The 19,559-nt window shown below is 45.2% G+C and carries 18 protein-coding genes and 1 other annotated feature; of the genes, 16 read left to right on the plus strand and 2 right to left on the minus strand.

Translation table 11 applies throughout. The features are described 5' to 3' along the window. The first annotated feature begins 84 nt into the window (after positions 1–84). From AC1RRX_RS04520 to AC1RRX_RS04545, 6 genes are all read left to right on the plus strand, one after another. Entirely contained in the window at positions 85–1,071 is a 987-nt protein-coding gene (locus tag AC1RRX_RS04520) for an ABC transporter ATP-binding protein (protein ID WP_025284553.1), read from the plus strand. Continuing rightward, entirely contained in the window at positions 1,068–2,057 is a 990-nt protein-coding gene (locus AC1RRX_RS04525) for an ABC transporter ATP-binding protein (protein WP_060675046.1), read from the plus strand. Before AC1RRX_RS04520 ends, AC1RRX_RS04525 begins: the two co-directional genes overlap by 4 nt. 77 nt (positions 2,058–2,134) lie before the next feature. Next, the gene (locus AC1RRX_RS04530; protein ID WP_015417208.1) at positions 2,135–3,763 is read left to right on the plus strand and encodes a peptide-binding protein; all 1,629 of its coding nucleotides are present in this window, start codon (positions 2,135–2,137) and stop codon (positions 3,761–3,763) included. A 66-nt stretch (positions 3,764–3,829) separates the two neighbouring features. Continuing rightward, positions 3,830–4,780: an ABC transporter permease gene (locus tag AC1RRX_RS04535; protein ID WP_003155051.1), complete on the plus strand. Its 951-nt coding sequence runs from the start codon at positions 3,830–3,832 to the stop codon at positions 4,778–4,780. Positions 4,781–4,801: 21 nt separating this feature from the next. Further along, positions 4,802–5,716: an oligopeptide ABC transporter permease gene (opp4C, locus tag AC1RRX_RS04540; protein WP_007409117.1), complete on the plus strand. Its 915-nt coding sequence runs from the start codon at positions 4,802–4,804 to the stop codon at positions 5,714–5,716. 147 nt (positions 5,717–5,863) lie between these two features. Further along, complete coding sequence (locus AC1RRX_RS04545) at positions 5,864–6,616, plus strand: YjbA family protein (protein ID WP_014304784.1); 753 nt, start codon at positions 5,864–5,866, stop codon at positions 6,614–6,616. A gap of 32 nt (positions 6,617–6,648) precedes the next feature. Here the strand turns inward: AC1RRX_RS04545 and trpS are convergent, their stop codons facing one another. Next, a complete protein-coding gene (gene trpS / locus AC1RRX_RS04550; RefSeq protein ID WP_014304785.1) occupies positions 6,649–7,641 on the minus strand; it encodes a tryptophan--tRNA ligase in 993 nt (330 codons plus the stop codon). Positions 7,642–7,696: 55 nt separating this feature from the next. Then, positions 7,697–7,908: a binding site (T-box leader), on the minus strand. Between the two features lie 476 nt (positions 7,909–8,384). Here trpS and AC1RRX_RS04555 point away from each other — a divergent pair. The 8 genes from AC1RRX_RS04555 (at position 8,385) to spx (ending at position 16,544) form a co-directional block, all read left to right on the plus strand. Then, positions 8,385–10,019: a peptide ABC transporter substrate-binding protein gene (locus AC1RRX_RS04555; RefSeq protein WP_012117282.1), complete on the plus strand. Its 1,635-nt coding sequence runs from the start codon at positions 8,385–8,387 to the stop codon at positions 10,017–10,019. Positions 10,020–10,125: 106 nt separating this feature from the next. After that, positions 10,126–11,061 (plus strand): ABC transporter permease, encoded by a 936-nt coding sequence (locus AC1RRX_RS04560; protein WP_003155043.1) that lies wholly within the window; start codon positions 10,126–10,128, stop codon positions 11,059–11,061. Positions 11,062–11,064: 3 nt separating this feature from the next. Continuing rightward, positions 11,065–11,982 carry an oligopeptide ABC transporter permease OppC gene (gene oppC, locus AC1RRX_RS04565; protein ID WP_007409113.1) on the plus strand — a complete coding sequence of 306 codons (918 nt, stop codon included), beginning with the start codon at positions 11,065–11,067 and terminating at the stop codon, positions 11,980–11,982. A gap of 12 nt (positions 11,983–11,994) precedes the next feature. Then, a complete protein-coding gene (locus AC1RRX_RS04570; protein ID WP_003155039.1) occupies positions 11,995–13,071 on the plus strand; it encodes an ABC transporter ATP-binding protein in 1,077 nt (358 codons plus the stop codon). After that, the gene (gene oppF, locus AC1RRX_RS04575) at positions 13,064–13,981 is read left to right on the plus strand and encodes an oligopeptide ABC transporter ATP-binding protein OppF (protein WP_020955632.1); all 918 of its coding nucleotides are present in this window, start codon (positions 13,064–13,066) and stop codon (positions 13,979–13,981) included. The genes AC1RRX_RS04570 and oppF overlap by 8 nt, the downstream gene beginning before the upstream one ends. Before the next feature lie 106 nt (positions 13,982–14,087). Then, entirely contained in the window at positions 14,088–15,275 is a 1,188-nt protein-coding gene (locus AC1RRX_RS04580; protein WP_015239569.1) for a putative glycoside hydrolase, read from the plus strand. A 117-nt stretch (positions 15,276–15,392) separates the two neighbouring features. Beyond that, positions 15,393–15,971 (plus strand): GNAT family N-acetyltransferase, encoded by a 579-nt coding sequence (locus tag AC1RRX_RS04585; protein ID WP_007409110.1) that lies wholly within the window; start codon positions 15,393–15,395, stop codon positions 15,969–15,971. Positions 15,972–16,148: 177 nt separating this feature from the next. Next, positions 16,149–16,544: a transcriptional regulator Spx gene (spx, locus tag AC1RRX_RS04590; protein WP_003155034.1), complete on the plus strand. Its 396-nt coding sequence runs from the start codon at positions 16,149–16,151 to the stop codon at positions 16,542–16,544. Positions 16,545–16,601: 57 nt separating this feature from the next. Here spx and AC1RRX_RS04595 read toward each other — a convergent pair whose 3' ends face one another. Continuing rightward, complete coding sequence (locus AC1RRX_RS04595) at positions 16,602–17,258, minus strand: TerC family protein (RefSeq protein WP_007409109.1); 657 nt, start codon at positions 17,256–17,258, stop codon at positions 16,602–16,604. A 275-nt stretch (positions 17,259–17,533) separates the two neighbouring features. Between AC1RRX_RS04595 and mecA the strand changes: the two genes are divergently transcribed. Together mecA and AC1RRX_RS04605 are read left to right on the plus strand one after the other, a co-directional pair. Next, positions 17,534–18,190: an adaptor protein MecA gene (gene mecA / locus AC1RRX_RS04600; protein WP_003155032.1), complete on the plus strand. Its 657-nt coding sequence runs from the start codon at positions 17,534–17,536 to the stop codon at positions 18,188–18,190. A gap of 150 nt (positions 18,191–18,340) precedes the next feature. Next, positions 18,341–19,501 carry a competence protein CoiA family protein gene (locus tag AC1RRX_RS04605; RefSeq protein ID WP_144464041.1) on the plus strand — a complete coding sequence of 387 codons (1,161 nt, stop codon included), beginning with the start codon at positions 18,341–18,343 and terminating at the stop codon, positions 19,499–19,501. The last annotated feature ends 58 nt before the right edge of the window (positions 19,502–19,559 follow it).

The raw sequence follows: 19,559 nt of genomic DNA on the forward strand, positions 1-19,559 counted from the left end.
ATAAAATTTTTCGACTATTCTATATTTTGTGATAGCGAAACGTATGTTTCCCTCTGCTTCAGCGGAATGAGAAAGGGGCGTATCATGAGCACACTATTAGAAGTGAATAATTTAAAGACCTATTTTTTCAGAAAGAAACAGCCGATCCCCGCAGTCGACGGGGTTGATTTTCACATTAACAAAGGCGAAACCGTCGCTCTTGTAGGAGAATCCGGCTCGGGCAAAAGCATCACCTCGCTTTCTATTATGGGACTTGTCCAAGGCTCGGGCGGAAAAATTATGGACGGCTCGATTAAGCTTGAAGGCAGGGACCTGGCCTCCTTCACCGAAAACGAATATTGCAAAATCCGCGGAAATGACGTCTCTATGATCTTTCAGGAGCCCATGACTTCCCTGAATCCGGTGCTGACCATCGGCGAACAAATTACCGAAGTGCTTGAATACCATAAAAAAATGAATAAAAGAGAAGCGTCCAAAAAAGCCGTTGAGCTTCTGGAACTCGTCGGATTCTCCAGAGCGGAACAAGTAATGAAAGAATATCCGCACCGTCTTTCCGGAGGGATGAGACAGAGGGTGATGATCGCCATTGCGCTCAGCTGCAATCCGAAGCTTCTGATCGCTGATGAGCCGACGACGGCGCTTGATGTGACGATACAAGCCCAAGTATTGGAGCTGATGAAAGACCTCTGCAAAAAATTCGATACTTCCATTCTGCTGATCACTCACGATTTAGGTGTGGTTTCCGAAGCCGCCGACAGGGTGATCGTGATGTACTGCGGACAAGTCGTAGAGAGCGCGAGTGTGGAGGACTTATTTTTAAACCCTCTTCATCCGTATACCGAAGGGCTGTTAAACTCCATACCGGTGATAGATGGAGAGATTGATACATTAAAAGCGATCAAAGGCAGTGTCCCGACACCGGATAATCTTCCGGAAGGCTGCCGATTTGCCCCGAGGTGTTCAAAAGCGATGGACAAATGCAAAACAGGGCAGCCGGAGCTGATAACGCATGAAAGCGGCCGTTCTGTAAGATGTTTTTTATATGAGGAAGAGGGTGCCCAATCAAAATGACAGCTGCAGGCCAAGAAACGATTTTAGAGCTGAAAGACGTAAAAAAATATTTCCCGATCCGCTCCGGTTTTTTTCAAAGGAAAGTCGGTGATATAAAGGCTGTTGACGGTGTTTCTTTTTCACTGAAGCGCGGGGAGACGCTCGGCATCGTCGGTGAATCAGGATGCGGCAAATCCACGGCGGGAAGGACGATGATCCGTTTATACAAGCCGACAGACGGCCGGATTCTATTTAAGGGTCAGGATATCTCCGGCTTATCTGAAGAAAAGCTGAGAAAAAGCGTCCGCAAAAACATCCAGATGGTCTTCCAAGACCCCTTCGCATCCCTTAACCCGAGGAAAACGCTGCGTTCCATTATTAAAGAACCGTTCCAGACTCACCATATGTACAGCATGAGCGAGCGGAACGAGCGAGTGGAGGAGCTGCTGGCGAAAGTCGGCCTTCATCCGAGCTTTGCAAACCGCTATCCGCACGAATTTTCCGGGGGACAGCGCCAGCGGATCGGGATTGCGCGGGCTCTGACGTTGAATCCCGAGCTGATTATTGCGGATGAACCCGTTTCCGCACTCGATGTCTCCATTCAGGCCCAAGTCATCAATCTGATGGAAGAACTGCAGGATGAATTCAACCTGACCTATTTGTTTATTTCTCATGATTTGAGTGTTGTCCGCCATATCAGCGACAGAGTCGGCGTCATGTATCTGGGAAAAATGATGGAGCTGACCGATAAACACGAGCTGTACGGCAATCCGCTTCACCCTTATACGCAAGCGCTTTTGTCTTCAGTGCCCGTCACGAGAAAAAAAGACGCCGTCAAGCGGGACCGAATCATCCTGAAAGGAGAACTGCCAAGCCCGGCAAACCCGCCGAAAGGCTGCGTGTTCCACACGCGGTGCCCGATGGCCAAACCGATCTGCAAGGAACAAATCCCGGCATTTGAAGAAGCCGCTCCTGGCCATTACGTTGCCTGCCATTTATATGCCTGAAATGACAAGCATCGAGAGGGGGTATGCCGGATTACATAACCAGTTTGCTGCATATATATCACAAAGGGGGAATTGATATGAAATTACGTAAAAGCGCACTGATGATGCTAAGTGTTTTTATGGCGCTCGCCATCTTCCTGTCAGCCTGCTCCGGCTCAAAATCCACAAGCACCGAATCCAAACCGGCAGGAAAACCGCAAAAAGGCGGAGATTTGGTTGTCGGGTCAACCGGGGAACCCACACTTTTTAATCCACTTTATTCTACCGATGTTGCAAGTTCTGATATTGAAGGAATGCTTTACAGCACATTATTGGAAACTGATGAGAAATTAAACGTCAAGCCGTCGCTGGCTGAAAAAGTAACAGAAGCTGACGGGGGATTAACGTATGATGTAAAACTGAAAAAAGGCGTTAAATTCCATGATGGAAAAGAGCTGACGGCCGATGATGTTGTTTTCACCTACAGCATCCCTCTTAACAAAGATTACAACGGTGAGCGTGGCTCGGGTTTTGAGTCCCTTAAATCCGTAACGAAAAAAGGAAAATATGAAATTCAGTTTAAAATGAAGAAAAAAGATGCCTATTTCTATAATGTCGTTCTCGACAGTTACGGCATTTTGCCTAAACATATATTGGGTAAGGTCCCGGTTGCTGATCTGGGAGAGAATGAATTTAACCGTAAAAATCCAATCGGCTCCGGTCCGTTTAAGTTTGTTGAGTGGAAAAAGGGCGAGTATGTCAAACTGGAAGCAAATGATGATTACTTTGGCGGCAGACCTTACCTTGATACAGTGACAGTAAAAACAATACCTGATTCTAACGCTGCCGTGGCTCAGTTAAAAGCGGGAGATATTGATTTCTTCGTTGTGCCGGGCACAGATTTTGATACGGTTAAAACGTTTGGAAATGTGAAGGTCAAATCTGACCTTGGCTTAAACTACAGCTATATCGGCTGGAATGAGAAAAAAGAGATCTTTAAGGACAAAAAAGTGCGTCAGGCATTGACTTACGCTCTTGACAGGCAGGCAATGGTGGATCAAGTGCTGAACGGAGACGGTAAGGTAGCGGATGTTCCTGAGAGTCCGCTGTCATGGAATTATCCGAAGTCTAAAGTGCCGACATTTGATTATAATCCGAAAAAAGCAAAGCAGCTGCTAAAAGAAGCCGGATGGGAAGACCATGACGGTGACGGCTACCTTGATAAAGACGGAAAAAAATTCTCATTTGAAATTAAAACGAATCAAGGCAATAAAATTCGTGAAGATTTAGCTGTTGTCGTTCAGCAGCAATTAAAAGAAGTGGGAATCGAGGCTAAACCGCGAATTGTTGAATTCAGTGCGTTAATCGAACAGACAAGTGCCCCTAATTGGGATTATGACGCTCTTCTTCTCGGATGGAGTCTTGCAACGTTCCCGGATCAGTTCTCTATCTTCCATTCAAGCCAATCGAAAAACGGGCTGAATAATATCTGGTATAAAAACCCGAAAGTCGACAAGCTGCTTGAAGAAGCGAAGACAATTACAGACAGAAAAGAATACCAAAAGAAGTATGAAGAGATATACAAATTGATTGCTGAAGATCAGCCGTACAGCTTCTTATTCTATTACAATTACCACAGAGCGATGCCGAATAATTTACAAGGCTATGTATTCCACCCTAAAAATGACTTGTACAATATTGAAAAATGGTGGCTGGATCAAAAATAGCAAAAGCCCTGGAGAGGGAAGGAGGTTCCTTTCCTCTCTTATCCTATTTAAAAAGGGGACAAGAACATGGTTACATATATTTTACGGCGAACATTAATGTCCTTGCCGATTCTCTTAGGCATTACAATTTTGTCGTTTGCCATCATGAAAGCAGCGCCGGGAGACCCGATGTCACTTATGATGGACCCTACAATCAGTCAAGCGGACAGGGCAAAATTCATTGAAAAATACGGGCTGAATGATCCGGAACCTGTTCAATATGTGAAATGGCTGGGGAATATGCTGCAAGGGGATTTCGGGACTTCTATCGTCAAGAAAGGCACTCCAGTTTCTGAACTTATCTTATCCCGCTTACCGAATACGATTGTGCTTATGCTTTTCTCAACCCTTGTCGCTCTTCTTATTTCTATTCCATTTGGTGTTCTGTCAGCGAAGCGTCCTTATTCAAAATTGGATTACGGGATAACTGTTACTTCATTTTTAGGGCTTGCCATTCCGAATTTTTGGTTCGGTTTGATTTTAATCATGGTTTTATCTGTAAATCTGGGGTGGTTTCCCACTGGCGGAGTAAGCACTTTGAATGCTGACTTTAACATATTTGACCGATTGCATCACTTGATTCTGCCTGCTTTTGTGCTCGCCACGGCAGACATGGCAGGGATAACGAGATACACAAGATCCAGTATGCTTGATGTGTTAAAACAGGATTATATACGAACGGCGCGTGCGAAAGGATTCCGAGATAATAAAGTGATTTTTAAACACGGTTTGAGAAACGGACTTCTTCCTGTCATCACTATTTTTGGTCTGATGATACCGTCATTTATCGGGGGAGCGGTAGTGGTAGAACAGATTTTTACTTGGCCGGGTCTCGGCAAATTGTTTATTGATTCAGCCTTTTCGCGGGATTATCCGGTTATCATGGCCATGACGGTCATTTCAGCTGTTTTGGTTGTGGTGGGGAATTTAATTGCGGACATCTTATATGCGCTGGTTGATCCCCGCATTGAATATTAACAAAGAGAGGTGAGAGGTCAAATGTTACAGCCAAATACCGGCACACCCCCCAGCGAAGTAAAATTAAAGGAAAATATTCAATCCAAACCGGAAACAATGACGAAGATTTTTTTCGAAAAGTTCTTTCAAAATAAACTAGCTGTAATCGGAGCCGTTATATTAACCATCATCATCTTGTCAGCCTTATTCGCTTCGGTAATCGCTCCTTACTCTCCGGAGAGTCAATCTCTTATCAATCGTTTGAAGCCGCCGAGCTTAAAACATCTAATGGGAACTGATAAATTCGGAAGAGACATCTTTACGAGGGTTCTGTACGGGGCGCGCGTCTCCTTGCTTGTCGGATTCGCTTCTGTGATCGGCGCGATTACAATCGGGACAGTTGTCGGAGCCGTTGCCGGATATTTTAAAGGGATTGTCGATGCCGTTCTCATGAGAACCGTTGATATCGTATTATCCATACCTGATATATTTTTGCTTATTACACTTGTTACGATTTTCCAGCCCGGAATGGATAAATTAATTTTAATTTTCTCCCTTACAGGCTGGACAACAACGGCACGTCTTGTCCGAGGGGAGTTTTTATCGCTTCGTTCCAGAGAGTTTGTATTAGCTGCAAAGACGATCGGTACAAAAAATCATCACATCATCTTTTCTCATATATTGCCGAATGCGCTCGGACCGATTATTGTTTCAGCCACATTAAAGGTAGGAACGGTTATTTTGGCGGAATCTACATTAAGTTATCTCGGTTTCGGGATTCAGCCGCCGATCGCAAGCTGGGGCAATATGCTTCAGGATGCACAGAACTTTACGCTTATGATTCAGGCTTGGTGGTACCCGTTATTCCCAGGGTTGTTGATTCTTCTTACCGTATTGTGCTTTAACTTTGTCGGAGACGGGCTGCGTGATGCGCTTGATCCGAAAAATGTGAAATGATCTCCCGGACGGAACGGGAGATTTTTTTGTTGCGATGCAGTCGGAAATCCAGCTCCGTATTGCGGAAATCTCATATCGAAATGGAATAATTTATCTATCCCTTGCCTATACTGTGGACAACAGTTTTTATAAAGTGAGGGGTCGAATATGTTATTTCTTCATGATGTATGGGTCAATTGGTTTGAAGGGGAAGAAAACGGCTACAATGTATGCCATTTTCACGAATGGCGGAAGGAAGACACGGTTGAGCTTTTGGATCAGACGCCGCTGCTCAGAGTGCCGTCGGTATTATTTCATTACATAGAAAACGACTTATCAGAGCTTCCGAAAGAGCTGCTTGACCAAGTCCACCAAAAGTCATACGTTCGAAAAAATCATGAGCGGACAAAGCTGGAGTATTGTTTTGTCGTGACAGACGGGATCGGCATCATTGCCGTGGATACGATCGGGTATACGATTCCGGTCAGAAAGAGCCGCCTGATTCCGAGACAGGAGCAGCTTGTTTATGAAATGGTAAAGGATGTAGAACCGGAATCGTTTCAATTTGAGCCGTCGCAATTGGAGTCTTCAAAGGAATATCACATTTTGTCATTGGCGCCGGAGCACGTCAGAGGGCTGACGAGAAAAGAGCGGCAGATCAAGCAGCTGATGTTTATGGCGCTCGACCAGCTGAAAGGGCTGAAAAACCGTGCGGAAATTGTGTATTGGTACACGGAATGGAATCCGCATATGTATGAGCAGATCAAACGGATGAGCTTTGAAGAGATTTGGGACATGCTTTACAATGAAACAATTGAAGGCTGGTCAGATAAACATCTTGCGTTCTGTGAAAATTTGATTAAAGGGCAGCCGTTTTTCGAAAAGCTTTGGGAAATGGAGCAGGAATCAAAAGTGAACTAAAAAAGAGGCGGAGATTCTCCCGCCTCTTTTCTTTATCTTCTTTTCCGTCCGAGACCCATGGCGTTTTCCATTTTCTTCACCATTTTGCCGGCCGTTTTGTTTGCGCGCGCCGCTCCTTCGTCGAGAATGCGGTCAAGTTCGTCGCTCTCAATTAATTCACGGTAGCGCTCTTGGATCGGTGTCAATGCGCCGATAACGACTTCGGCTAAATCGCTTTTGAATTCACCGTACCCTTTGCCTTCATATTTAGCTTCTAATTCTTCAATTGATGTGTTTCCTAAAATAGAATAGATCGTCAAAAGATTAGAAACGCCCGGTTTGTTTTCTTTATCATACTTTACAATGCCTTCAGAATCAGTCACGGCGCTCTTGATTTTCTTCTCGAGCTGCTTCGGTTCATCAAGCAGCGTGATGAATGCCTTTTGGTTCGGATCTGATTTGCTCATTTTTTTGAGCGGATCAGCCAGTGACATGATGCGCGCGCCTGATTCAGGAATTTTCACCTCAGGAATCGTGAAGATGTCATTGTATTTTTTATTAAAGCGTTCCGCCAGGTTGCGGGTCAGTTCAAGATGCTGTTTTTGGTCTTCCCCGACCGGAACAAGGTCCGTTCCGTACAGTAAAATATCGCCGGCCATCAGCGGCGGATAGGTTAACAGTCCGGACACGACGGCTTCTTTGCCCTTTGACTTATCCTTAAATTGCGTCATCCGCTCAAGCTCGCCGATATATGCGACGCATTGGAGCATCCACCCCGCCTGGGCATGAGCGGGAACCTCCGACTGGATAAAGAGGGTCGCTTTCTCGGGATCAAGTCCGACGGCCAGGTAAAGAGCCGCGAGATTGCGGATGTTCTTCCGCAGCTCAAGCCGATCCTGCGGAACCGTAATCGCATGCTGATCGACAATACAGAAGTAGCCGTTGTAGTCATGCTGCAAATCAACAAATTGCTTCATTGCGCCGATGTAGTTGCCGAGGGTAACGGAACCGCTCGGCTGAATGCCAGAAAAAATCGTTTTCTTCATAGTTCTTACCTCATTTCTTAAAACATAATAAAAAAAGCCCATTCTTCCCGTAGAAAAAAGGGACGAATGAACCGTGGTGCCACCCTGATTATTCCATTACAATGGAATCGCTCGAGACGTTGGTAACGGAGGCTGCTCCGGCTGGGCCTACTAACGTTCGGTCAGCTGCTCAGAAGTCCATTCCACATCGCCCGTTACCTGCTCCCAGCACCGCAGACTCTCTTCAAACGGATGAAAATGTGTACTACTCTTCATCATCGCAATCACAACAAATGTATTTGATTGATCTATTATAAATCAATTATAGCCAAATGTCATCAGAGGAATACAAGCTTATTTCCAGTTTGCTTAAGGGCTGGAAATCCTCAAAAAGAACTGAAAATGCTTAAATGATAACGCATATCAACATTTCGTATAACGAATATTATATGTAAAAAGCAATATGAACTGGAAATTACAATAAAAAAATTTAGTTAGGTCATGCTTTAAACTATAGAAGTGTATCACCTTTTTGACAGAAAAACTGACCAAATTTAAATATTTTAAATTGAGAAAATAGTATTGCAATAAATTATTCATTTCATTATAATGAACTTGTTCACTCTATTGTTACAGCTTCTTTACATAAAATAATCAGAAAAGACGGAACACAATTAAAGTTTAGAAAAATATTAAGTTATTTTGTCTGATATTTCTGAGTATTTAGTAGTAAAGGCTGAAAAATTTGATTAGGGGGTTAGTGCATGAAAAAGCGTTGGTCTATTGTAGGTTTGATGCTTATCTTCTCGCTTGTATTAAGTGCGTGCGGCGGATTCAGCGGCGGATCAGGCGGCGGTAAAAAAGACACCAAAGGACAGACTTCACTTAATATCAATATTAAAACCGAGCCGTTCTCACTGCATCCGGGTTTAGCGAATGATTCCGTTTCAGGAGGCGTAATCCGCCAGACTTTTGAAGGATTGACACGCGTAAACTCCAAAGGTGAGCCTGAAGAAGGAATGGCATCTAAAATTGAAACAAGCAAAGACGGAAAGACCTATACATTTACGATTCGTGACGGTGCGAAATGGTCTAACGGGGACCCTGTGACGGCGCAGGATTTTGAATATGCGTGGAAATGGGCGCTTGACCCGAACAACGAATCACAATATGCTTATCAGCTCTACTACATTAAAGGCGCTGAAGCTGCCAATACAGGAAAAGGCAAGATTGATGATGTAGGCGTAAAAGCCGTAAATGACAAAACATTAAAGGTTGAACTGAATAACCCGACACCTTATTTCACGCAATTAACTTCATTCTATACGTATATGCCGATCAACAAGAAAATCGCGGAAAAACATAAAAACTGGAACACAAACGCGGGCGAAAATTATGTGTCAAACGGCCCGTTCAAAATGACGGCCTGGAAACACAGCGGTTCCATCACGCTCGAAAAGAACGATCAATATTGGGATAAAGACGCTGTGAAATTGAAGAAAATCAACATGGTGATGATTAACAATAACAACACCGAACTGAAAAAATTCCAGGCCGGTGAGCTTGACTGGGCAGGAATGCCGCTCGGACAGCTTCCGACTGAATCTCTGCCGACATTGAAAAAAGACGGATCTCTTCACGTTGAACCGATCGCAGGCGTGTATTGGTACAAATTCAACACAGAAGCGAAACCGCTGAACAATGTTAACATCCGTAAAGCCCTTGCTTATGCGATCGACCGCTCGTCCATCGTAAAAAATGTAACGCAGGGCGAACAGATCCCGGCCATGGCTGCGGTGCCGCCGTCAATGAAGGGATTCAAGGATAACACAAAAGGTTATTTCAAAGACAATGACGTCAAATCAGCTAAAGAGTTCTTAAATAAAGGACTGAAGGAATTAGGCGTCAAGAATGCCTCTGACCTTCCGGCGATCAAACTGTCCTACAATACGGATGACGCGCATGCAAAAATTGCGCAGGCCGTACAGGAAATGTGGAAAAAGAACTTGGGCGTCAAAGTTGAGCTTGATAACTCCGAATGGAATGTTTACATCGACAAGCTGCACAGCCAGAACTACCAAATCGGGCGTATGGGCTGGCTCGGCGATTTCAACGATCCGATCAACTTCCTAGAATTGTTCCGTGATAAAGAAGGCGGAAACAATGATACCGGATGGGAAGATCCTGAGTTTAAAAAGCTGCTGAACCAATCTCAGCTTGAAACGGATCCGGATAAACGTATCGAAGAGCTGAAAAAAGCAGAAAAGATCTTTATTGACGCAATGCCGGTCGCGCCAGTTTATTTCTATACGGATCCTTGGGTGCAGGATAAAAACCTCAAAAATGTGATCTTGACAGGAACAGGCGAAGTTTACTTCAGAAATGCTTCTTTTGAATAAAAGACGGTTCTGAAAACAAAAGACCCAAGGTATATGGGGAGGATGTCCCCATATACCTTTCTTACTGATTAAGTATAAAATTGTAAAAAACATGGAGGTGTTCACCTTGCTGAAATATATCGGTAAACGATTCATTTACATGATCATCACGCTGTTTGTGATTGTGACCGCCACATTCTTCTTAATGCAGGCAGCGCCGGGCGGACCATTTTCCGGCGAAAGAAAGCTGCCGCCTGAAATTGAGGCAAACTTAAACGAACACTATGGCCTGGACAAGCCTCTTTTCGTTCAATATGTCAGCTACTTAAAATCTGTGGCGATGTGGGACTTCGGACCTTCTTTTAAATATAAAGGCCAAAGTGTTAATGATTTAATCAATTCAGGCTTCCCCGTCTCATTCACTCTCGGTGCAGAAGCTATTCTCCTCGCTTTAGCGTTCGGTGTGCTTTTCGGGGTGCTTGCTGCCCTGTACCATAATAAATGGCAGGATTATACCATTGCGATTTTAACGATCTTTGGGATCTCAGTTCCGAGCTTTATATTGGCGACGATTTTGCAATATATTTTCTCAATTAAATTAGAACTGTTCCCGGTCGCAGGGTGGGAATCCTGGGCATACACCTTTCTGCCCTCTATTGCGCTCGCTTCCATGCCGATGGCGTTCATTGCCAGACTCTCCCGTTCAAGCATGATTGAAGTGTTAAACAGCGATTACATACGGACTGCAAAAGCTAAAGGACTTTCCCGTCCGTCAGTCACCGTGCGCCATGCGCTTCGAAACGCGCTTTTGCCGGTCGTGACATATATGGGGCCGATGGCGGCATCCATTTTAACGGGAAGTTTCATCATTGAATCCATTTTCGGAATTCCCGGTTTAGGCGCGCATTTTGTAAACAGCATTACAAACCGTGATTATACGGTCATTATGGGAGTTACCGTGTTCTTCAGCGTGCTCCTGCTTTTATGCGTATTAATTGTAGACGTGCTGTACGGATTAATCGATCCGAGAATCAAGCTTTCCAAAGCAAAGAAAGGAGCCTAGACCATGCAGAACATTCCTAAAAATATGTTTGAACCAGCTTCAGCTAATGCCGGCGATGCCGAAAAAATAAATAAAAAAAGCCTTTCCCTCTGGAAAGACGCCATGCTCCGCTTCCGCAGCAATAAGCTTGCGATGGTCGGGTTCGTACTGATCGTTCTTATTATTCTGATGGCGATTTTTGCGCCTGTCTTTTCAAGGTATGATTATGCCACTACCAATCTATTAAATGCGGATAAAGCGCCGTCGAAAGATCATTGGTTCGGCACGGACGACCTTGGAAGGGATATATTCGTCCGGACATGGGTGGGCGCGCGGATTTCTATCTTTATCGGTGTCGCAGCTGCCGTGCTTGATTTATTAATCGGCGTAATCTGGGGCAGCATTTCCGGTTTCCGCGGCGGACGCACAGATGAAGTGATGATGCGCATCGCCGACATTCTGTGGGCTGTTCCTTCATTATTAATGGTTATTTTGCTGATGGTTGTTCTGCCGAAAGGATTGCTCACCATTATCGTCGCCATGACAATAACGGGCTGGATCAATATGGCGAGAATCGTCCGCGGACAGGTGCTGCAATTAAAGAATCAGGAGTATGTTCTTGCTTCACAGACACTCGGCGCCAAAACCGGCCGGCTTTTGTTTAAGCATATCGTCCCGAACGCGATGGGCTCTATCCTCGTAACGATGACACTGACGGTTCCGACGGCGATTTTTACAGAAGCGTTTTTAAGTTATTTGGGCCTCGGCGTACCTGCGCCGCTTGCGAGCTGGGGAACGATGGCCTCAGACGGATTGCCTGCATTAACCTATTACCCTTGGCGTCTGTTCTTCCCTGCCGGCTTTATCTGCCTGGCGATGTTCGGCTTTAACGTTGTCGGCGACGGGTTAAGAGACGCGCTGGATCCTAAGTTACGCAAATAAGGAGTGATATGAGTGACACGTTTGCTAGAAGTAAAAGACTTAGCCATTTCATTTAAAACATACGGCGGAGAGGTACAGGCAATCCGCGGCGTGAATTTCCATTTGAATAAAGGAGAGACGCTGGCGATCGTGGGGGAGTCGGGTTCCGGAAAAAGTGTGACCTCCCAAGCGATTATGAAGCTGATCCCGATGCCGCCGGGCTACTTTAAAAGAGGACAGATTCTTTTTGACGGACGCGATATCGTGCCGATGTCTGAAAAAGAAATGCAGGCCATCAGAGGAAAGGATATCGGAATGATTTTCCAAGATCCGATGACCTCTCTGAACCCGACGATGAGAGTCGGCAAACAAATTACGGAAGTGCTTTTCAAACATGAAAAAATCTCAAGTGAAGCGGCGAAAAAGCGCGCCATAGAGCTGCTTGATCTCGTCGGAATTCCGATGCCCGAAAAACGGATCGGCCAATTCCCCCATGAATTTTCAGGCGGGATGAGACAGCGTGTCGTCATCGCGATGGCGCTTGCGGCAAATCCGAAACTGTTAATTGCCGATGAACCGACAACAGCTCTTGATGTGACGATTCAGGCACAGATCCTTGAGCTGATGAAAGATCTGCAAAAGAAAATTGATACGTCTATCATTTTTATCACGCATGATCTCGGCGTTGTCGCCAATGTCGCCGACCGGGTCGCTGTCATGTACGCGGGTCAGGTCGTCGAATCGGGCACGGTGGATGAAATCTTTTATGATCCGCGCCATCCATATACGTGGGGACTGCTTGCCTCAATGCCTAGCCTGGACAGCACCGATCAGGAAAAACTGACGGCCATCCCGGGCACGCCGCCTGATCTGACGAATCCTCCGAAAGGGGATGCATTTGCGCTCCGCAGCTCATATGCGATGAAAATTGACTTTGAACAGGAACCGCCGATGTATAAAGTGTCTGATACGCATTTCGTGAAATCGTGGCTTCTGCATCCTGATGCGCCTAAGGTCGAGCCCCCTGAAGCGGTGAAGGCTAAAATCCGTCAGCTTCCGAATACGTATCAGCATCCTGTTTTAATGAAGGAAGGTGAAAAAAATGACTGAGAAACTTCTCGAAATCAAACACTTAAAACAGCATTTTTTCACGCAGAAAGGAACGGTAAAAGCCGTAGATGATTTGTCATTTGATATTTATAAAGGCGAAACGCTCGGCCTTGTCGGAGAATCGGGCTGCGGTAAATCAACGACGGGCCGCAGTATTATCCGGCTGTATGAGGCAACCGGCGGGGAAGTTCTCTTTAACGGGGAAAATGTCCACGGGAAAAAATCCCGCAAGAAGCTGCTGGAGTTTAACCGGAAAATGCAGATGATTTTCCAGGATCCGTACGCATCTTTAAATCCGAGAATGACAGTCGCCGACATTATTGCCGAGGGAATAGATATTCACCGCCTGGCAAAAACGAAAAAAGAGCGGATGCAGCGGGTTCACGAACTGCTGGAAACGGTCGGTTTAAATAAAGAGCACGCCAACCGCTACCCGCATGAATTTTCGGGCGGACAGAGACAGCGTATCGGAATCGCCAGAGCGCTGGCGGTTGATCCGGAGTTTATCATCGCGGACGAACCGATTTCGGCGCTTGACGTCTCCATTCAGGCGCAAGTCGTCAATTTAATGAAAGAATTGCAGAAAGAAAAAGGGCTCACTTACCTGTTTATCGCCCATGATTTATCAATGGTCAAATACATCAGCGACCGCATCGGCGTCATGTATTTCGGAAAATTGGTGGAGCTTGCGCCGGCGGATGAGCTTTACGAAAACCCGCTTCACCCATACACGAAATCATTGCTGTCCGCTATCCCGCTCCCTGATCCGGACTATGAAAGAAATCGCACGCGAAAGAAATACGATCCGGCAGTTCATCAGCTGCAAGACGGAGAAAAAATGGAATTCAGAGAAGTGAAACCGGGACATTTTGTCATGTGCACAGAAGCTGAATTTAAAACCTATCTATAAACGTATCATCCTCCAAGACTCAGTCTTGGAGGATTTTTTTGCGCACATTCAAGTTTATTAAGCCTGCTCCCGTTTTTCTATAATGGAAAAAAAGGGGGAGATCAGTATGAAAACCATTTTGTGCGCCATTTGTGCGGGACTGTTTATCAGTGCAGCCGCTTATCCGGCCCACGCCGCTGCGAAAGAGGAGCAGCCGCTTGTAAAAATAGCGCTGGCCGAAAAAGAACTGCCGAAATCAAATGCACGGTTCGCTTATCCGTCAGGGCTGCATTTTTCACATCCTGATAAGGTGCGGGGCATTTACGTCACAGGGCATTCAGCGGGAGGAAGCAAATTCGGGGAGCTGACAGACTTTGTGGACAAAACGGAGCTCAATACAATGGTGATTGATGTCAAGGATGACAACGGAAACCTCACCTTTAAGCCGGACGGCCATTCTGAGTATGCCAAAATCGCCAAGCCGTACATCAAAGACCCAAAAAAGATGATGAAAAAGCTGGAGGAAAAAAAGATCTATCCGATCGCGCGTATTGTCGTATTTAAAGACAGCGAACTCGCGAACAAAAAGCCGGAGTGGTCTTTTAAAGAAAAAAACGGAAGTGTCTGGAAAAACGGCCGCGGCGAATCGTTCGTCAATCCGTTTATGAAAGAAGTATGGGATTACAATGTAAAGATTGCAAAACAAGCCGTAAAGATGGGTTTTCAAGAAATTCAGTTTGATTATGTCCGTTTTCCTGAAGGATTTGAAAAACGTGATGACGAACTGACATACGGACACGGCGATTACGGAAAAACAGCAGACAGCAATGTGCAAAAACGCGTTCACGCCGTCACCGATTTTGTCGGTTATGCGAAGAAAAAACTCAAGCCGTACGGCGCGGATGTGTCGGTTGATATTTTCGGCTATTCAGCCACGCTGCCGGAAGCGCCTGGGATCGGCCAGAATTTCAGCAAAATTTCAGAACAGGTCGATGTCATTTCATCCATGATTTATCCGAGCCATTGGACAAGCTATTTCGGCATTGATAAACCGGATCTTGAGCCTTACAAAGTCGTCAAAGAATACGCGAAGGTGGAACATAAAAAACTGTCTAAGCTGAAACACCCGCCTGTATCGCGTCCGTGGCTTCAGGACTTCACGGCATCATATCTCGGCAGCGGAAATTATCAAAAGTACGGAAAACGCCAGGTGGAAGACCAGGTTAAAGCGCTGCATGATGAAGGAATTGACGAATTTTTATTGTGGGACGCGGCAAACCGCTATACCAAAAACGTCGATTACACACCATTTTAAAAAAATTGAAACCATGTTAAAGGATCACACGTCTTAATAGATGTAAGATTGTTTAAACAATCGGAAATGGGGTATATCTAAAAGTGTGAAGACAACGAACCCATAAGGAGCAAATGAATGAACTGGTACGAAAAGCTGAGTGAATATTTTCCGATTGAAGAAATGAAATCAAAAGCGCATATGGAAGCTCTGTTAAAGGAGCAAAGCGATGTTTATCATAAAGAAGAGGGGCAGTACCACGTGCTGATGTATGCGGAATTTGACTCTTTCATCTTTATTGATTACCTGTTTGTGTCAAAGAAATCCAGAGGACAAGGCCTCGGAAGCAAGCTGATCGGCAGGCTGAAAAAGAAAAACAAGCCGATTCTGCTTGAGGTGGAGCCTGTTGACGAGGATGACACGGATACACAGAAACGCTTGCGTTTTTACCAAAGAGAGCATTTCAAGCACGCGCAGTCAATCGGGTATCGGCGCCGGTCATTGGCTACGAATGAAGTGAACAAAATGGAGATTCTGTACTGGTCACCTAAGACGGAATCAGAAGAAGAAATGTTTGAAGCAATGAAACAGACATATGAAAACATTCACACTTATAAAGATGAAAAATGGTACGGAGAATCATACGAAAAAACGGATGAAGTTCTCAAAGTCATTGATGAGAAAAAACGAAAAAACATTTTCGATCAGCTGAGCTAATTGAGAATGGGGAAACATCCGCCAGCCGTAAATTTGCCGGATTGACACATTTTTTTCTCAGGAGACTGTTCACACTTACTTTTTTATAGTATAATACCTATAAAGATTCCTTTTTTAAAGTTATTTCAATTTGAGAATACAACATGTTCATCCTACTAATTAGAGGAGTGAAGATTAATGGTTACATTATACACATCACCTAGCTGTACGTCATGCAGAAAAGCAAGAGCTTGGCTTGAAGAGCACGAGATTCCGTTTGTAGAGAGAAACATTTTCTCCGAGCCGTTATCAATTGATGAGATCAAGCAGATTCTGCGTATGACTGAAGACGGTACGGATGAAATTATCTCTACCCGTTCTAAAGTATTCCAGAAACTGAACGTAAATGTTGAATCTATGCCGCTTCAAGACTTATATACTTTGATCAATGAGCATCCGGGACTGCTCCGCCGTCCGATTATCATTGATGAAAAACGTCTGCAAGTCGGCTATAACGAAGATGAAATCAGACGATTCCTGCCAAGAAAAGTGCGTTCTTTCCAATTAAGAGAAGCACAGCGTCTTGCCAACTGATATAAGCTTACGATAAGCATGGAAAAAGCCCAAAACCATCGCGGTTTGGGCTTTTTGTTATTTTTCAGTCTGCTGGTAAATCATACTGGCGAGGATAACAAATACGACGGTCAAAATCGGCAGCGTCATTTGTATAATGCCGTGTTCTGCCATGAAAAATGACAGCTTGCTGTCTCCGGCAATCATTTCACCGCCGGTAAATGCGAGAAGACCGCTCCCGGCGTACATCAATAAAGGCATTTTGTCCATGGCGGCATGAACGAGCTTGCTGCCCCAAATGATAATCGGCACCGAGATGAAGAGGCCGATGACTACAAGTGTCAGCTCACCGTGAGAAGCGCCGGCTACTGCGATGACATTATCAAGCGACATAAAGATATCAGCCATAACGATTGTGCGGATGGCTTTCCAAAGAGAAGAACTGCTTTTCACATGCTGCGCATCTTTCTTCTCAATCAGAAGCTGATAGCCGAGATACAATAAAAATACCCCGCCTGCGCATTGTAAAAAAGGAACATTCAATAAATAGACCGCAGCGCTCGTCAGAACGATTCTCAAGACGACTGCGATAAACGTTCCGAAGATGATCGCTTGCTGTCTTTGTTTATGAGCCAGATTCCGGCTGGCCATCGCGATAACGACGGCATTGTCACCGCCGAGAATAAGGTCAATCCCGATAATAAGCAGAAGGGACAGCAGGTAATCGTGCGGCATGGTAACACCTCGCTTATAGATCGATTGCTTGTACAGCTAATATATGAAGCAGTGCGCTATTTATGATGGGAACCGGGAGAAAGCCTGTTTTTCGGTGTGAAAATGCTTTTTTATTTCTTTTATAACTGTTTTATCATAAAATAGAAATATAAAGAATTTGCGCTGTCTTCTATAAGGTTAAGATGTGGACGGAATGGGTAAAGTGTAGTAAAGTACTATTCATCGGGAGCTTAGATGTCCCTTCAACATCTTATAAAGAAGGGAAGGTTGGCAAAATGGAAATAGAAAGAATTAATGAGCATACTGTAAAATTTTATATGTCTTATGGTGATATTGAAGATCGCGGTTTTGACAGAGAAGAAATCTGGTACAATCGCGAGCGCAGTGAAGAACTGTTCTGGGAAGTCATGGATGAAGTGCATGATGAAGAGGAATTCGCTGTCGAGGGTCCTCTTTGGATTCAGGTTCAGGCATTGGACAAAGGACTGGAAATAATCGTAACAAAAGCCCAGCTTTCCAAGGACGGACAAAAACTCGAACTGCCGATCCCGGAAGATAAAAAACAAGAGCCGGCAGATGAAAATCTCGATGCTTTACTTGATGATTTCCAGAAAGAAGAGCAGGCCGAGAGCCGGGAAGATAAGGAGCAAAAGCTTCAGTTCACTTTGCGGTTCGATGATTTTGAGGATCTCATCTCGCTATCAAAATTGAATCTTAACGGAATCAAAACGACCCTGTATTCGTTTGAAGACCGATATTATTTATATGCAGATTTTTATGAGCAAACTGATGAAGAGGTTGAAAATCAGCTAAGCATCCTGTTGGAGTACGCGCACGAATCATCAGTCAGCATTCACCGTCTTGAAGAATACGGCAAATTGGTGATCGCTGATCATGCGTTATATACAATAAAAAAACACTTTGCATCATAACAAACCGATTTCTCTCAGCAGAAATCGGTTTTTTTTATTCTGAATGACATGATGAACGGATGAAAACCGTATAACGGCTCTCATCCGTAAACAGGAGTATGCCTTCTTCCTGCTGAATACAACAAGATTCAGGAAAGGAGAAGATGCAACATGTTCAGTGCTGTGAATGCCGACGGACGGCTCATTCAGCTGGCCGGAAGCTATTCAAAGGAAAAAGCGGCGGAGCTGAGAAAGAAACGCTGGTTCTGCCCCGTTTGCAAAAGTGAGCTTGATATCAAACTGGGGCGGGAGAAACTGCCGCACTTCGCTCATAAAAAAAGCAGGCTGTGTCCCGGGGAATCCGAACCTGAAAGCGAATACCATCTGGAGGGAAAAAGACAGCTTTTTCTCTGGCTGAAGACACAAGGGTGCAGCGTCAGCCTGGAACCGTATCTGACTTCCGCTGGACAGCGGCCTGACTTGACGGCAGAAAGCGGAGAAGAGAGGCTGGCTTTTGAATTTCAATGTGCGAATCTTTCGGCGGACTCTTTAAAGAGCCGGACGGCAGGCCTGAAAAACGCCGGGTACCGGCCGATCTGGATCATCGGGGCAAAACGGTTAAAACGGATGGCCGCGCAATTTTTCCGGCTTTCTGCTTTTCACTGGCAGTTCTTTGAAGTCCATTCATTTTCCTCCTTACTGTTTTACTGCCCCGACGCCCGCTCCTTTTACAGGCTGCATTCCATCACTCCGTTTTACACCGGCTATTCTTATGCCGGCTTAACCACAATCCCTCTTCACAAAGCAAACCTGAAAGACATTTGTCATCCGGAAGGGCGGCACAGCGTCAGACTTCCCTCGTGGGGACGTGCCGTAGCCGGCTTCCGCAGCAAAAGCGGGCGGTTTTTATCTGAAGATGCCGGTCTTATCCGGCGTCTTTTTTACGAAAGACATCAGGTTGCATTTCCATTTCTCCCATCTGAAGTGTTTATTCCCGTTTCAGCGGGCTTTGTGTTTGCCAGTCCCGTTTTTGTGTGGCAGAGCCATTTATACTTGCGGCTTGCGGAACTTTCTAAAAAAGGCGCGCCGATCCGATTATCCGGCATGGTTCATGATTTGCGGCAAAAAATCAGGCGTAAGGAGATTCGGATGCGGTATGGTTCACAAGATAGCCTTATCAGAATGGCGGTAAAACAATATGCTGATTTCTTATGCTTGCAGGATTTTTTAAGGGAAATTGAGAATGAAGTATATATGCCCTCATCTCAACGGAAGCTCCCTCAAACGGCAGAAGAGCTGCGCCGGAGGGATCTCCTCTTTTTTGGGGAATGAGAATGCTTCATTTCGTTCACCCTAACGTCAAGGTGGTGGCGAATGTGAGGGGCATACA

This window comes from Bacillus sp. GW821-FHT11D08, assembly GCF_058808515.1.

Bases quoted from the DNA above. Each gene is read 5' to 3' on its own strand.
- AC1RRX_RS04520 (WP_025284553.1), top strand. From the start codon at position 85: ATGAGCACACTATTAGAAGTGAATAATTTAAAGACCTATTTTTTCAGA.
- AC1RRX_RS04525 (WP_060675046.1), top strand. From the start codon at position 1,068: ATGACAGCTGCAGGCCAAGAAACGATTTTAGAGCTGAAAGACGTAAAA.
- AC1RRX_RS04530 (WP_015417208.1), top strand. From the start codon at position 2,135: ATGAAATTACGTAAAAGCGCACTGATGATGCTAAGTGTTTTTATGGCG.
- AC1RRX_RS04535 (WP_003155051.1), top strand. From the start codon at position 3,830: ATGGTTACATATATTTTACGGCGAACATTAATGTCCTTGCCGATTCTC.
- opp4C (WP_007409117.1), top strand. From the start codon at position 4,802: ATGTTACAGCCAAATACCGGCACACCCCCCAGCGAAGTAAAATTAAAG.
- AC1RRX_RS04545 (WP_014304784.1), top strand. From the start codon at position 5,864: ATGTTATTTCTTCATGATGTATGGGTCAATTGGTTTGAAGGGGAAGAA.
- trpS (WP_014304785.1), bottom strand. From the start codon at position 7,641: ATGAAGAAAACGATTTTTTCTGGCATTCAGCCGAGCGGTTCCGTTACC.
- AC1RRX_RS04555 (WP_012117282.1), top strand. From the start codon at position 8,385: ATGAAAAAGCGTTGGTCTATTGTAGGTTTGATGCTTATCTTCTCGCTT.
- oppC (WP_007409113.1), top strand. From the start codon at position 11,065: ATGCAGAACATTCCTAAAAATATGTTTGAACCAGCTTCAGCTAATGCC.
- oppF (WP_020955632.1), top strand. From the start codon at position 13,064: ATGACTGAGAAACTTCTCGAAATCAAACACTTAAAACAGCATTTTTTC.
- AC1RRX_RS04580 (WP_015239569.1), top strand. From the start codon at position 14,088: ATGAAAACCATTTTGTGCGCCATTTGTGCGGGACTGTTTATCAGTGCA.
- AC1RRX_RS04585 (WP_007409110.1), top strand. From the start codon at position 15,393: ATGAACTGGTACGAAAAGCTGAGTGAATATTTTCCGATTGAAGAAATG.
- spx (WP_003155034.1), top strand. From the start codon at position 16,149: ATGGTTACATTATACACATCACCTAGCTGTACGTCATGCAGAAAAGCA.
- AC1RRX_RS04595 (WP_007409109.1), bottom strand. From the start codon at position 17,258: ATGCCGCACGATTACCTGCTGTCCCTTCTGCTTATTATCGGGATTGAC.
- mecA (WP_003155032.1), top strand. From the start codon at position 17,534: ATGGAAATAGAAAGAATTAATGAGCATACTGTAAAATTTTATATGTCT.
- AC1RRX_RS04605 (WP_144464041.1), top strand. From the start codon at position 18,341: ATGTTCAGTGCTGTGAATGCCGACGGACGGCTCATTCAGCTGGCCGGA.